This is a genomic window from Sphingomonas dokdonensis (assembly GCF_002197685.1).
In the GTDB taxonomy this organism is placed as follows: domain Bacteria; phylum Pseudomonadota; class Alphaproteobacteria; order Sphingomonadales; family Sphingomonadaceae; genus Sphingomonas; species Sphingomonas dokdonensis.
Genome location: NZ_NBBI01000002.1, coordinates 272,456 through 285,792, shown reverse-complemented (window position 1 = coordinate 285,792; position 13,337 = coordinate 272,456). Strand labels below are relative to the sequence as shown.

Genomic DNA, 13,337 nt, shown 5'->3' with positions numbered 1-13,337 from the left:
GTATGCCCGCCGCCAGCGAAGGAATGATCAGAGGGCGGGAACGGCCACCTTGTCGAGCGCGCCGGTGAGCTGTTCGAGCCACAGGTCGGGGCCATCCTCGACGATGGTCGAGGCAGCCTCCAGCACGAACGAGCCACGCGCGAGCGTCGCGTCGCCGACCGGGAAGATCGTCTCGGGCAACCGGCCCGCGAGCAATGCCACGTCGTCGGGGTGGACGCGCAGAATGGCGCTTTCCGCCTGGTCGGCGAGCAGGTCGGCCGCAGCCTCCACCCGACCGGCAAGCAGGTCGGCGGCGATGCCGGTCTGCCCAATCAGCCCGCTGACAAGGTGCAGCACCGTCTGGCGCAGCTGCCGCGCGATCCGCTCGCGATCGACCCGCTCGTCGGATTGCAGCGCAGCGGCGATGTTCTCGATCAATGCCAGATCACGCGCCGCAGCGGCCTGCCCCTCCGCCTGCGCGGCAGCAAGACCGGCGTCGAAGCCCGCCTGATAGGCATCGGCCAGTGGATCGACGACGGGCGCTTCCGCCATTGCGGCGGCGAGCGGATCGACGATCGGCGCTTCCGCCACCGGCGCCGGCTCGGGGGTCAGATGCGGCTGCGGCGCGGCGGCGAACGCTTCCTCGATCCGCGCGATCAGGTCGCCCGGCGAGAAGCCCGCGGGGCGCGCCGCGAACGAACGCTGCAGCCGGACCGCCGCATCGTCCTGACGCGGGGCGAAGCCGGCGACGAAAACATTTGCCGCTGCCTCAGACATAATCGTCCTCGCCCCCACCCATCATGATCGTGCCGTCCTTGGCGAGATTGCGTGCGATGCTGATGATCGCCTTTTGCGCGTCGAGCACTTCCGACAGGCGCATCGGGCCGCGGGCCTCCATCTCGTCGCGGATGCCGTCGGCGGCGCGCGCCGACATGCAGCCGAGGAAGCGTCCGCGTGCCGCCTCGTCCACGCCCTTCAGCGCGCGGGTCAGCAGATCGCTGTCGACGTTGCGGATCAGCGCCCCCAGATTCTTGTCGTCCATGTCGAGCAGGTTGTCGAAGACGAACATCGCCTCCTCGATCTGCTTTGCCGTTTCCTTGTCCAGCTTGAACAGCTTGGGCATGACGCGCTGCTCGGTTGCCTTGCGCGCACCTTGCAGGATCTTGGCCGCCTCGCGCGTGCCGCCCAGTTTCACCTGCGTGCCCTGCGCGGCGCTGATCGTGCGGCTGCCGATCATGGTCTTCAGCGTCTCGACCGCCTCGGGCGTGATCGGGCCCAGCTTTGCGATGCGGTGCAGGATCTCGGGCTGCGCAGCGTCGGGCAGCAGCTCCAGCACCTGCGCGCCGACCGCGGGATCGAGATTGGCGATCAGCAGCGCCGCGACCTGCGGATGCTCCTTTTCTATCATCGCCGCGATGTCGGTCGCGTCGAGCCAGTCGAGCAGGTCGATCTCGCACGCCGCCTCGGGCGGGGTGATGCGGGCGAGCACGCTTTCGGCCTTTTCCTGCCCCAGCGCGCGATGCATCACCGCCTCCACCTTGGGCTTGGGGTCGAAGGTGATGCCGGTCCGCTCGCGCGCGCGGCCGACGAAATCGTCGAGCACGCCCTCCACGTCGGACTCGCTGACGTCGGCGACGGTGTACATCGCGCGGCCAAGCTCGCGCACCTCGTCGGGCTCCAGCTTCTGGAGGATCGCCGCGGCCTCGTCTTCTCCGACCAGCATCATCAGCACCGCGGCACGCTCCGTGCCGGAAAAGGTGCGCAGCGCCAGTTCGCTCACTGGGCGGTCGCCTTCATCATGTCACGCACGGCGAGCGCGGCACGGGCGGGGTTGTCGCGGGTGAAGCCGCGTACCTTGCCGATGCGCTCGTCATAATTGCGGCTTGCGTCGATCTCGTCGAGCGTGACCGGCGGCGCGACGGCGATCTCGCCGCGGGCGTCGCCTTCCGCGCCATCCTCGTCGCCACCCATCGGGCGGCCGAGCGCCGGACGCGGGCCCTCGGCTTCTTCCTTCTTCTTCATCAGCGCCTTGGCGAGCGGGCGCACGCCGAGCAGCAGCACGAGCAGCGCGATGACGATGGCGGTGACGTTGCGCGCGATCACCGGCAGCCAGCTGTTGTCGTACCAGGCCGGGCCGTCGCTCTCGTCGGCTTCGCCGGCGAACTTGCGGCTGATCACCGTCACCTGGTCGTTGCGCGACTGATCGAAGCCAACCGCGGAGCGCACCAGCTCGTTGATCTGGTTGATCTCGGCGGCAGTGCGCTTGCCCTTCTCGGGCTCGCGCAGCAGCACCGCGACCGACAGGCGCTTGACCGCGCCGGGCGCCGCGCGCGTGACGGAAACTTCGCGGCCAAGATCATAGGAACGCGCGAACTGATCCGACTGCTTGTTCGCATCGGGCGCAGGGCCGCCGGCGACCGGCTGACCCGGCGCCACCGGCTGACCGTTCGCACCCGTCGCGGCCTGCGGCTGCTGAAGCGCCGCGGCGGGCGGCGGCGTGTTGCTGAGCGCACCGGGGATGCCACCGGGCGCCTGGTTGCCGGGCGCCTGATTGCCGGTCCAATTGCCGGTTTCGGCGCGCAGCGCACCTTCCTTGTCGTAGCTTTCGCGGGTCGCCTGCGTCTCGTCCATGTTGACGTCGGCCTGCACCTCGGCGGTGAAGTTGCCGGCGCCGACCAGCGGGGTCAGCAGCTGCATCAGCTGCTGGCGATACTTTTCCTCGACCTGGCGTTGCAGCGCGATGCGCTGTTCGGTGCCGCTCTGGCCCATGCCGCCGGGCTTGGAGAGAAGGCCACCCATCTGGTCGACGATCGTCACCGCTTCGGGCTTCATGCCGGGCACGGACGAGGCGACGAGGTTGATGATCGACTGGACCTGCGCCTCGCTGAGCGCACGGCCGCCCTGCAGCTTCACCACCACGGAGGCGCTGGGCTGCGCATTGTCGCGCACGAACACGCTCGATTCCGGCATGGCGAGGTGCACGCGCGCCTCGGTGACGACGTCGATCTCCTGGATCGAACGCGCCAGCTCGGTCTCGCGCGCCTGGCGCAGCCGCTCGCCCTCGACGGCGCGGCTGACGCCCATCGGCAGCTGGTCGAGGATTGCATAACCGCCCGGCGCCGCTTTCGGCAGGCCTTGCCCTGCGAGCAGCAGGCGGGCGCGGGAATAATCCTCCTCGTTCACCGTCACCGCGTCGGTCGCGTCGTCGATATGGCTGTCGATGCTCGCGGCGGACAGCGCCTGGGTGACCGCCGCCTTGTCCGCGTCGGGCAGGCCCGAATACAGCATCTTCTGCGGCGGCGTGGACAACGCCGACCAGGCAAGCGCCGACGCGCCGATCAGGCTGACCATCAGCGCCATCGGCCCCGCGCGGCGCACGGCGGGCTGTGCGAACACGCCCTGGATCTGCCGCAGCGGATTGGCGAAGCGTTCCGGGATCACCGGGTTCGAGGGAGCGAGTGCGTTTGCCATATCAGACCGGCATGCTCATGATGTCCTTGTACGCGGACAGGATCTTGTTGCGGACTTGCAGCGTCGCCTCGAAGCCGACGGAGGCTTCCTGGCGGGCGAGCATCACCTTGGCGATGTCTACCGTTTCGCCGCGCTCATAGGCTTCGGACAGCGCCGATGCCTTTTGCGTCTGGGTGTTGACCGATTGGAGCGCGTTTTCCATCGTCGCGGCGAAGCTGCCGGCCTGCTGCACGCCGGACGTCGGCGCCGCGTCGGTTGCGGCAACGCTTGCATTCGCGCGGCTCAGCGCGGCGTTGCGTTCCAGGATCTGGGCACGCAGCGCCATCACCCGGTCGATCCCGCCTACACCACCAACACCATTCATGCCGTCAGTCTCCGATCATGCGGCGCGGCGATCTCCTCGCCCTGTTCACGCGCCTTCGCGAGACGGTAACGCAAGGTTCGTTCCGAAATGCCGAGACGGCGGGCAGTTTCGATACGATTTCCGCCACAGGCCTTCAAAGTCTCGCGAATGGCGGCAAATTCAGACAGTTGGACGACTGCGCCGAGCGTGTTGGCACCGGGTGCCGCGGGCTCGTTGGCGAATACGCCGGGGCGCGGCGCAGGCGCGCGATCGAACAGGATGTGCTCGGCCTCGATCGTGTCGCCGCCGCAGAACAGCATGGCCCGCTGGATGACGTTTTCCAGCTCGCGCACGTTGCCGGGCCAATCGTGCTGGGTGAGCTTGGCGATCGCCTCGTGCGAGGGCCAGGGCACCACCGCGCGATTGCCGGCATGGCGCAGGATCATGGTCGCGGCGAGCGCCGGCACGTCCTGCGCCCGATCGGCCAGCGAGCGGGTGGTGAGCGGAAACACCGACAGGCGATAATAAAGGTCGGAGCGGAAGCGGCCGGCGGCGACTTCCTCCTGCAGATCGCGATTGGCGCAGGCGACGACGCGCACGTCGATCGGGATCGGGTGCGTCGCGCCGATCGGCACCACCTCCCGCTCCTGCAGCACCCGCAGCAGCTTGGCCTGGAGCGGCAGCGGCATTTCCGCCACTTCGTCGAGCACGATCGTGCCGCCGTTCGCCGCGCGGAAGAAGCCGTCACCGCCGGCCGATGCGCCGGTGAAGCTGCCCTTCACATGACCGAACAGCATCGCCTCCAGCATGGTTTCAGGCAGCGCGGCGCAGTTGATCGCGATGAACGGCCCGTCGCGGCGCGAGGAATTGCGGTGGATCGCGCGGGCCAGCACTTCCTTGCCGGTGCCGGTCGGCCCGTTGATCAGGACGGTGATGTCCGCCTCGGCCACCCGCTCGGCCAGCGCGAACAGCGCCAGGCTCTCGGGATCGGCCGCGGTCGGCAGCTCCGGGCCGCCGGCGAGTGCGCGCACAAAGGCGTTGCCGATCACGGCGTCTTCATGCCCGAAGGTCAGACGCGCCGGCGCGCCATCGCGGAACGGGATCACCTCGCGCGCGCCGCGTGCGAGCACCACCGTGCGCGCGGGCACGGGCGACGTTTCGCCCTCGGCGACCAGCCACGCGGTGTCCGCGTTGGGCCGGCCAGCGGGTGCCGTCGTGCCGAAGCCCTGGGCGCGCAGCGACGACACCAGAGCAACATGACCATCAGCAACCGTTACGGACGGAACAATCGAGCGCATTCTTAATCCCCTGCGATTGATTCCCTCCATATGGGTGCAGTGGTTAACGGCCTGTTTAACCGGCAAGCTGCCGGCCACTTTTTGCCGCAGTGATGCCGGGTTACGACAAACCGGGGGGGCTCCGGCTGATCGGGCTTTTGCCTGCCGTGGCAAGGGTTTGCCGGATGAGCGGCAAATTCCGGCTAAAACTTGCCGGGCGGCTGCCGTTTGAGGTGGCGACGGATCGACACCCGCAAGGGGACCTGCGGTTTCGTCGATTGTTTCGGAGACCTCACATGACCGTTATCGCCTCGAACACCTCGGCACTGCGCGCCGCCAACGCTTCCACCAGCGCGAGCAAGAGCCTGTCGGCCGCCATGGAGCGCCTGTCGACCGGCAAGCGCATCAACTCCGCCAAGGACGACGCCGCCGGCCTCGCGATCAGCAGCTCGATGACCGCGCAGATCAAGGGCATGAACCAGGGCATCCGCAACGCCAACGACGGCATCAGCCTGGCGCAGACCGCCGAAGGCGCGCTGGACGAGGTCGGCAACATGCTGCAGCGCATGCGCGAGCTTCAGGTGCAAAAGGACAACGGCACCTATTCGACCGACGACAAGGCGAACATCAAGCTCGAGCAGGACGCGCTCGCCACGCAGATCACCAACATCCTGAAGGACACCGAGTTCAACGGCACCAAGCTGTTTGACGGCTCCACCGCCACCACCCCGGCAGCCGGCACCAACGGTTCGGTGAAGATCCAGGCGGGCGCCAACGCCTCCGACGCGATCACCGTGTCGCTTGAGCGTCTGACCGACGCCGCCGCCATCACCAACGTCGCCGGCGCGACGGCGGTCAACGCGACGGCCGATCTCGCCAAGTTCGACACCGCGATCGACAAGATCGCCAGCGTCCGCGCCGGCCTTGGCGCCTCGCAGAACCGGCTGGAGAGCGCGGTGAACAACCTCACCAGCAACGCGACCAACCTGTCGGACGCACGCAGCCGCATCGAGGATGCGGACTTCTCCACCGAATCGACCAACCTCGCCAAGGCGCAGATCCTGAGCCAGGCATCGACCGCAATGCTGAGCCAGGCGAACCAGTCGCAGCAGGGCGTGATGCGCCTGCTCGGCTGATCCGGCGGACGGCGCCGACGCCCTACCCGTCACAGGGAGCGGCGCCGTCGCCCACGACCGATCGTTTGGGCGATAGGAAGCCCCGGCAGCCGCACGGTTGCCGGGGCTTTTTGCTTGATTGCGACACGCGTCTGCCGGCGACCGGCATTTTGCAAAGTTTTTCCTAAAGTCCGTCCCGCATCGGCCGTTTGCAGGGCTGGTATCCGGATCTTCGCCACGGGGGCGGTGCAGGATGCCGGATTTTGGAGACATTCAGTGACCGTCATCGGAAGCAACATCTCGTCGCTGCGCGCGACGAACGCATCGACCAAGGCGCAGGACATGCTGTCCACCGCCATGGAGCGCCTGTCGACCGGCAAGCGCATCAACTCGGCCAAGGACGACGCCGCCGGCCTCGCCATCGCCAGCTCGATGACCGCGCAGATCAAGGGCATGAACCAGGGCATCCGCAACGCCAACGACGGCATTTCGATGGCGCAGACGGCAGAAGGCGCGCTCGACGAAGTCACCAACATGCTGCAGCGCATGCGCGAGCTGACCGTGCAGTCGAAGAACGGCACCTATTCGGCCGATGACAAGACCAACATCAAGTCCGAGATGGATGCGCTGAAGGGTCAGATCGGCTCCGTGCTGAGCAACACCGAGTTCAACGGCGTGAAGCTGTTCACCGCGGCGAACGATGTGAAGATCCAGGCCGGCGCGAATGCCAGCGATTCGATCACGCTCAGCCTCACCGCGCTCAACACCGGCACCGACGACATCGTCACCGCGCTGGCGGTGAACGTGTCCAACGCCGACACCGGCACGGCGGGCACCGACGATTACCTCACCAAGTTCGACAATGCGCTGGACCTCGTCGCCGAAAAGCGCGCAGGCCTCGGCGCCGTGCAGAACCGGCTGGAAAGCGCGGTCAACAACCTGACCAGCAACTCGACCAACCTGTCCGACGCGCGCAGCCGCATCGAGGATGCGGACTTCTCGGCGGAATCGACCAACCTCGCCAAGGCGCAGATCCTCAGCCAGGCATCGACCGCGATGCTCAGCCAGGCGAACCAGTCGCAGCAGGGCGTGCTGAAGCTGCTCGGCTAACGCCGCCAGCGGCTCCGGCCCCGCCCCCGTCACAGGGGATCGGAGCCGACATTCACGCAACGGGCCTCGGCGACCGATCCGGTTGCCGGGGCCTTTTGCATTCCGGCGACGTGGGCGCGCACGATTTCTCTAAAAGATGCGGCGGAACAGTCGTTTGATGCTGCGGGTGGCTCGGCCAATCGCCTGGGGGCGCGGCCCGCCAGAGATCATTCGGAGTTCGATCAATGACCGTTATCGGAAGCAACATTTCCTCGCTGCGCGCCAGCAACGCATCGACCAAGGCGCAGGACGCGCTCTCCACCGCGATGGAGCGCCTGTCGACCGGCAAGCGCATCAACTCGGCCAAGGACGACGCCGCCGGCCTCGCCATCGCCAGCTCGATGACCGCGCAGATCCGCGGCATGAACCAGGGCATCCGCAACGCCAACGACGGCATCAGCCTGGCGCAGACCGCCGAAGGCGCGCTGGACGAGGTGAGCAACATGCTTCAGCGCATGCGCGAGCTGACCGTGCAGTCCGAGAACGGCACCTATTCGGCCGACGACAAGCAGAACATCTATGCCGAGCAGAATGCGCTCGCCGACCAGATCCGCTCGGTTCTGACCAACACCGAATTCAACGGCACCGCGCTGTTCAAGGGCAACGGCACCGCCGGCACCGCGAAGTCGGTGACGATCCAGGCCGGCGCGAACGCCAGCGACACGGTTTCGATCAGCATCGACGACCTGACCGAGAATGACTCGGCGAACAACGCGCTGGCCGCGATCGTCGATCTCGACACGACCAAGGCGGGCATGGCGGGCGATTCCAACCCGGCCGATCCCGCCGACCTCGAAGTGCCGACGCTCGACCAGTTCGACGCCGCGATCCAGCAGGTCGCCACCGTGCGCGCGGGCCTCGGTGCTTCGCAGAACCGGCTGGAGAGCGCGGTCAACAACCTGACCAGCAACGCAACCAACCTGTCGGATGCACGCAGCCGCATCGAGGACGCGGACTTCTCGGCGGAATCGACCAACCTCGCCAAGGCGCAGATCCTGTCGCAGGCGTCCACCGCGATGCTCAGCCAGGCGAACCAGTCGCAGCAGGGCGTGCTGAAGCTGCTCGGCTAACGCCGCCAGCGGCTCCGGCCCCGCCCCCGATCCGGGGGTCGGAGCCGTCACATAGTAAAAGGCCCCGGCAACCATTGGTCGCCGGGGCCTTTTATTCGCGCGTCGGCAGCGCGCCTTACATGCGGTTGAGCATGTCGATGTGGTGCTGCACCACCGGCGCGACCTTGCCCGCGACCATCTTCAGCGGCGCGGCGGTGCCGGTCTGTGCATAGCTCTTGTGCAGCGCGAGCGCCTTCTGGTGCGCGGCCTTCTGCTGGGTCAGGTACACCTGATCGCGCGTGGCGGCGGGTGCCGCACGCAGTTCCGCGATCATGCGCGTCTGATCGGGCATCAGCGCCGGCGGCTGCGGCGTGATGCCGGCCTGCTTGGCGGCGGCCTTCACCTCGTTGGTGCTCTTGGTGTGATCGGTGATCATCATCTGCGCGAACTGGCGCACCTTGGGGTTCTTGGTCGATCCCATGACGAGCTGGCTCGACGTGCGCTCATACAGGTCGCCGGCGCCCGCCTTGGCGACATAGTCGGCTGGTGAGGTCGCCTGGGCAAGAGCCGGCCCGGCCACCATGATCGAAGCAACGATCGCGAAACTCGGCAATGCTTTCACTAGCCTTCTCCTTTATCCCGTCGGTGCAGCGCGAATGTTATTGGCTTGCGACCGAGATAAGGGCCAAACAGAGGCTCGGCAGGCTAGTTCCGTCAGCAATTGTCATTGCTGATGTGGATCAAACACTTTCCGGTTAATCTTACGGAAGAACGCGATAATCGATCGGCTTGAAGCTGCCGCCGTTCGAGGAATAGGCCGAACAGGCGGTTAGGCCGATGACAAGGTCCATCGCAGCGCGGAACACGATCTTGTCGCCCGCCTTGCTGATCGGCGGCAACACCTCGAGCTTCCCGGTCTCGCCGTTCACCGGCACGTTCATGAAGCAGTTGAACGCGCACGGGATCATGTCCTCGGTCACGCCATAGGGCGCCAGCGCCTCGGCCAGATTGCCGAAGCAGCCGCGGTGCAGCGGCTTGTCGGGATAGAAATGGCGAAACGTGTCGTAGCTGCACGGCGTCAGCAGGAAATCGTGACGGCCGACATCGTCCGCGACGATCTCCAGCATCGGGCGCGAGCGATTGGAATAGAGCGTGTGGCCGGTCGTCAGATAGATCGTCTCGGCATAATCGAACGTGCGCCCCGACGAGATCGCCTCGCCCACATCATCGGCGTTGAAGGCTAGCAGGTCGGACACCTGAACCCCCATCGGATCGATCACTTCCAGCGTGGCGCCCTTGGGCAGGCGAAAGGCCGTGCCGCTGCGTTCGGGAATACGGATGGCGTCAGTCATTCTGGCCCTGGTAATGGAAGGGGCAGCTCCAGCCATCCTCGACGATGCGGCCGCTATATTGCCGCGCCTCGCTCGACTCGCCGTGGCGCGACAGCATCGGGTTGCGCGATCCGGCGAGCGCCTCGTCGCGCACCAGGATCTTCTCGCGCATGCTCTCGTATAGACCGTCGGCGCGCAGCGTCTCGAACTGGTCGTGCAAGTTGAAGACCAAAGTCGGCTTGGCGAAGCGGCGCGCCGGGCGGCTGGCATTGGGGTGCAGCCCGACGACGAAGAACGCCTCCCCGCCGAAACTCAGCGAAAAATGCGTATCGGCCGGATCGGGGCTGACGCGCGTGTCATATTCCTGTCCGCGCCACACGTCCTTGTCGCTGAGCGACTGGACGCGCTTCCATAAGGACTGCTCGAATTCCGCCTCGGTCAGCTCGGTGGGACCGTCGAAGACCACCGCGAAGCTGCGATACAGCGCCGGCTCCTCGCGATAGGCCGCGGCAAAGCGCATCAGCCCGTCGTGAATGCGAAGATCGTCCCAGCCGCTGTCGATGCGATTGCACGCCAGGACGTTGAGCGTCCCCTTGGCGAGCGCCGCCTTGGCGCCGACGCAGGGGAACAGCCGGTCCTGAACATGCGCCTGGAGCAGGCGTTCGAAACGGTCCTGGTCCTCATGGCGCCAGGGGAACAAAGGGGTGAGAGGCGCTGGCATTGGGTCGGAAATACGCGCGGGTGGCGCGGTACGTTCCCCGCTAACTGCTTGATCCAGATTACGTTGCCCGCAGCATCGCCTTTTTCAGCTTGGCCTGCGCCGCGCTCTTGATCTGGCAAACGCGGGCCGCGCCGACCCCCAGCACCGCCCCGATCTCCTCGAGATTCAGCTCTTCCACATGATAAAGCTGGATCACCATCTGATCGCGTTCGGGCAGCGAGGCGATCGCGGCGATCAGCCGGTCGCGCACCTGCCCTTCGGCCAATTGCTCGAACGCGTTGGGCTCGTCGCTGGCGAACCAGGGCTGGTCGTCGGCATAGACTTCGTCGATCGAATCGAACTGTACCGCCTCGGCAGTCGCATAGTCCGACCGCAGCTTGGCGACGCTGATCTCCAGCGTGGCGGCGATCTCGACCTCGGTCGGCGCCCGACCGCTGGCACTGGTCAGCGACTTGATCGCGCGTTGATACTCGCGCCGCCGCTTGATCGCGCCGCGCGTCATCGCGGCATGGCGGCGCAGCTCGTCGATCATCGCGCCGCGCAGGCGCGTCGAGAGATATTGCTTGAACGTCACCTGGCCGCGATCCTCGAACGATCCCGCCGCCTCGACGAGCGCGACGAGGCCGACCTGCACCAGATCCTCCACCTCGACCGCGGTGGAAACGCTGCCGTGGACATGCCACGCCAGCCGGCGGACGAGCGGCAGGTGCTCGCGCACCAGCGCGCCTTCGTCGCGCGCGCGGCTGCGCGGCGTGTAGGTGAGCGGCGTGCCGCGCTCGAACTGCGCCTGCTGGGGCATCGCGCTCATGCCGCCACCGCCATCTGCGGCTGGCCGCCGATGACGGGATGCGTGTCGTTCGCGCCGATCACGGCGACGACCTCCACGGCCTTGTCCTCGGGGACTTCGAAGAAGCTCATAACGGGGGTGTCCGGCAGACAGGTTTTGACCAACTTGCGGATCGCGACGCGGATCGCGGGTTGCACGACGAGCGCAAAGGGTTTGGCCTCGGCGATCATCGGCTGCGCGGCGCGCTGCAGCGCATCGACGATGCGGCGGCCGAGTTCGGGCTCGACGACATGGCGGCGCGACGGGTCGGAGCGCATCGCCTGGCCGAGCAGCCCTTCGAGCCCACCCTCCAGCGTCATCACGCGCAGCGGCTCGCGCACGCCGCACAGCTTCTGGATGATCAGCGGGCCCAGCTCCGGGCGGATCAGCTCGACGATTTCTTCGGCATCCTGCGTGCGCTGCGCCACCACCGCGATGGCGGCGGCGATGCGGCGGAATTCCTTCAGCGTAATGCCTTCGTTGAGCAGCGCCTTCAGCACGCTGGTGAGCGTGGTGAGCGAGAGCGGCGACGGGCACATCGAGGCGACGAGCTGCGGGTTGCGCTCCTTCAGCCCGTCGAGCAGCGCCTGCACCTCGTCCGCGCCCAGCATGTCGGCAGCGTTCTGGCCCAGCGCATGGTTGAGATGCGTCGCGATCACGGTGCCGCTGTCGACCACCAGATAGCCCGCGCCCGTGGCGGCATCGGCATCGCCCGGCGCGATCCAGGTCGCGTCGAGGCCAAAGGTCGGATCCTTCGCCTTCTTGCCCTGCAGCTCGCCAAAGCCGGTGCCGGTGTCGAGCGCCAGCATCTCGTCCGGCGACACCTGGTCCTCGCCGACGACGACACCGCCGACCAGCAGGCGATAGGTGTAGGGCGCCAGGTTGATATCGTCGCGCACCTTCACCTGCGGCACGACGAAGCCCAGTTCCTTCGACAGCTGGCGGCGCACGCCGGTGATCCGGCCCATCAGTGGCGCGCCCTTGCGCTCGTCGACCAGCGGCACGAGGCCGTAGCCGATGTCGAGATTGACCAGCATGCCGTCGGTCACTTCCTCCCAGCCGATGCGCGACTGGTCGACCGGCTCGGGTGCGGGCGCCGCTTCGACCGGCGCGGGGCGCTGCGCGATCTGGTTGAGCTTCCACGCGGCGAACCCGGCAATGCCGGCGGCCGGCAGCAGGATGAGGTGCGGCATGCCGGGCAGCACGCCGAGCAGGCCAAGGATGCCGGCCACCGGCGTCCAGGTGCGCGGGGATCCGAACTGGCTGCCGATCTGGCCGGCAAGGTCCTTTTCGCTCGACACGCGGGTGACGATCGCGGCAGCGGCGATGGAGAGCATCAGCGACGGCAGCTGCGCGACCAGCGCGTCGCCGATCGCCAGCAGGGTATAGCCCTTGGCCGCGTCCGCGATCGACATGCCGTGGCTGACCGGCCCCAGGATCAGGCCGCCGATGATGTTCGCCGCCAGGATCAGGATCGCGGCGATCGCGTCGCCCTTCACGAACTTCGACGAACCGTCCATCGAGCCGTAGAAATCTGCCTCGGTGGACACTTCGACGCGGCGCTTCTTGGCTTCGTCGGGGGTGATGAGGCCGGCGTTCAGATCGGCGTCGATCGCCATCTGCTTGCCGGGCAGCGCGTCCAGGGTGAAACGCGCCGACACTTCGGAGACGCGCCCTGCACCCTTGGTCACCACGATCAGGTTGATGATCATCAGGATCGCGAAGACGAAGATGCCGACGATATAGTCGCCGCCGATCAGGAAGCTGCCGAACGCCTCGATCACATGGCCGGCCGCCGCCTCGCCCTCATGCCCATGCACCAGCACGACGCGCGTCGAGGCGACGTTGAGGCCGAGGCGGAACAGCGTGGTGAAGAGAAGCACCGTCGGGAAGGACGAGAAATCGAGCGGCTTTTGCGCGTTCAGCGCGACCATCAGCACCGCGAGGCTGATCGCGATATTGGCGACAAAGAAGACGTCGAGCAGGAATGCCGGGATCGGCACGACCATGACGAGCACCAGCAGCAGGATCGCGGCCGGCAGCGCCGCCTGGCGCGAATTGGCGAGCAGCTTCACT

13 protein-coding genes are annotated in these 13,337 nt (G+C 67.0%); 3 read left to right on the top strand and 10 right to left on the bottom strand.

The features are described from left to right. Nucleotides 1-27 precede the first annotated feature (27 nt). The 5 genes from SPDO_RS06255 to SPDO_RS06235 are packed head-to-tail and all read right to left on the bottom strand — an operon-like array spanning nt 28 to nt 5,091. The gene (locus SPDO_RS06255; protein WP_088366617.1) at nt 28-756 is read right to left on the bottom strand and encodes a FliH/SctL family protein; all 729 of its coding nucleotides are present in this window, start codon (nt 754-756) and stop codon (nt 28-30) included. Then, nucleotides 749-1,759, bottom strand: a complete 1,011-nt coding sequence (gene fliG / locus SPDO_RS06250) for a flagellar motor switch protein FliG (RefSeq protein ID WP_088366616.1) — start codon at nt 1,757-1,759, stop codon at nt 749-751. The genes SPDO_RS06255 and fliG overlap by 8 nt, the downstream gene beginning before the upstream one ends. Beyond that, complete coding sequence (fliF, locus tag SPDO_RS06245; protein WP_088366615.1) at nt 1,756-3,450, bottom strand: flagellar basal-body MS-ring/collar protein FliF; 1,695 nt, start codon at nt 3,448-3,450, stop codon at nt 1,756-1,758. The genes fliG and fliF overlap by 4 nt, the downstream gene beginning before the upstream one ends. A gap of 1 nt (nt 3,451) precedes the next feature. Then, nucleotides 3,452-3,814, bottom strand: a complete 363-nt coding sequence (gene fliE, locus SPDO_RS06240) for a flagellar hook-basal body complex protein FliE (RefSeq protein WP_088366614.1) — start codon at nt 3,812-3,814, stop codon at nt 3,452-3,454. Continuing rightward, on the bottom strand, nt 3,811-5,091 hold the full coding sequence (locus SPDO_RS06235; RefSeq protein ID WP_088366613.1) for a sigma-54 interaction domain-containing protein: 1,281 nt from the start codon (nt 5,089-5,091) through the stop codon (nt 3,811-3,813). Before SPDO_RS06235 ends, fliE begins: the two co-directional genes overlap by 4 nt. Nucleotides 5,092-5,366: 275 nt before the next feature. On the opposite strand from SPDO_RS06235, the gene SPDO_RS06230 reads away from it, so the two are divergent. From SPDO_RS06230 to SPDO_RS06220, 3 genes are all read left to right on the top strand, one after another. Beyond that, nucleotides 5,367-6,206: a flagellin N-terminal helical domain-containing protein gene (locus tag SPDO_RS06230; RefSeq protein WP_088366612.1), complete on the top strand. Its 840-nt coding sequence runs from the start codon at nt 5,367-5,369 to the stop codon at nt 6,204-6,206. Between the two features lie 255 nt (nt 6,207-6,461). Further along, complete coding sequence (locus SPDO_RS06225) at nt 6,462-7,295, top strand: flagellin N-terminal helical domain-containing protein (RefSeq protein WP_088366611.1); 834 nt, start codon at nt 6,462-6,464, stop codon at nt 7,293-7,295. A gap of 224 nt (nt 7,296-7,519) precedes the next feature. Continuing rightward, complete coding sequence (locus SPDO_RS06220; RefSeq protein ID WP_088366610.1) at nt 7,520-8,404, top strand: flagellin N-terminal helical domain-containing protein; 885 nt, start codon at nt 7,520-7,522, stop codon at nt 8,402-8,404. 115 nt (nt 8,405-8,519) lie between these two features. Here SPDO_RS06220 and SPDO_RS06215 read toward each other — a convergent pair whose 3' ends face one another. From SPDO_RS06215 to flhA, 5 genes are all read right to left on the bottom strand, one after another. Then, the gene (locus SPDO_RS06215) at nt 8,520-9,005 is read right to left on the bottom strand and encodes a DUF4142 domain-containing protein (protein ID WP_245829239.1); all 486 of its coding nucleotides are present in this window, start codon (nt 9,003-9,005) and stop codon (nt 8,520-8,522) included. Nucleotides 9,006-9,144: 139 nt separating this feature from the next. Beyond that, a complete protein-coding gene (locus SPDO_RS06210; RefSeq protein ID WP_088366609.1) occupies nt 9,145-9,735 on the bottom strand; it encodes a DUF1989 domain-containing protein in 591 nt (196 codons plus the stop codon). Further along, nucleotides 9,728-10,435: a guanitoxin biosynthesis heme-dependent pre-guanitoxin N-hydroxylase GntA gene (gene gntA, locus SPDO_RS06205; RefSeq protein WP_088366608.1), complete on the bottom strand. Its 708-nt coding sequence runs from the start codon at nt 10,433-10,435 to the stop codon at nt 9,728-9,730. Before gntA ends, SPDO_RS06210 begins: the two co-directional genes overlap by 8 nt. A gap of 58 nt (nt 10,436-10,493) precedes the next feature. Further along, nucleotides 10,494-11,243 (bottom strand): sigma-70 family RNA polymerase sigma factor, encoded by a 750-nt coding sequence (locus SPDO_RS06200; protein ID WP_088366607.1) that lies wholly within the window; start codon nt 11,241-11,243, stop codon nt 10,494-10,496. After that, nucleotides 11,240-13,336 carry a flagellar biosynthesis protein FlhA gene (flhA, locus tag SPDO_RS06195; RefSeq protein ID WP_088366606.1) on the bottom strand — a complete coding sequence of 699 codons (2,097 nt, stop codon included), beginning with the start codon at nt 13,334-13,336 and terminating at the stop codon, nt 11,240-11,242. Before flhA ends, SPDO_RS06200 begins: the two co-directional genes overlap by 4 nt. Between the last annotated feature and the right edge of the window lies 1 nt (nt 13,337).

What these genes read in the sequence shown, in the direction of transcription:
- gntA (WP_088366608.1), bottom strand. Translation starts at nt 10,435, where the DNA reads ATGCCAGCGCCTCTCACCCCTTTGTTCCCCTGGCGCCATGAGGACCAG.
- SPDO_RS06200 (WP_088366607.1), bottom strand. Translation starts at nt 11,243, where the DNA reads ATGAGCGCGATGCCCCAGCAGGCGCAGTTCGAGCGCGGCACGCCGCTC.
- SPDO_RS06230 (WP_088366612.1), top strand. Translation starts at nt 5,367, where the DNA reads ATGACCGTTATCGCCTCGAACACCTCGGCACTGCGCGCCGCCAACGCT.
- SPDO_RS06255 (WP_088366617.1), bottom strand. Translation starts at nt 756, where the DNA reads ATGTCTGAGGCAGCGGCAAATGTTTTCGTCGCCGGCTTCGCCCCGCGT.
- SPDO_RS06210 (WP_088366609.1), bottom strand. Translation starts at nt 9,735, where the DNA reads ATGACTGACGCCATCCGTATTCCCGAACGCAGCGGCACGGCCTTTCGC.
- fliE (WP_088366614.1), bottom strand. Translation starts at nt 3,814, where the DNA reads ATGAATGGTGTTGGTGGTGTAGGCGGGATCGACCGGGTGATGGCGCTG.
- fliF (WP_088366615.1), bottom strand. Translation starts at nt 3,450, where the DNA reads ATGGCAAACGCACTCGCTCCCTCGAACCCGGTGATCCCGGAACGCTTC.
- SPDO_RS06235 (WP_088366613.1), bottom strand. Translation starts at nt 5,091, where the DNA reads ATGCGCTCGATTGTTCCGTCCGTAACGGTTGCTGATGGTCATGTTGCT.
- SPDO_RS06220 (WP_088366610.1), top strand. Translation starts at nt 7,520, where the DNA reads ATGACCGTTATCGGAAGCAACATTTCCTCGCTGCGCGCCAGCAACGCA.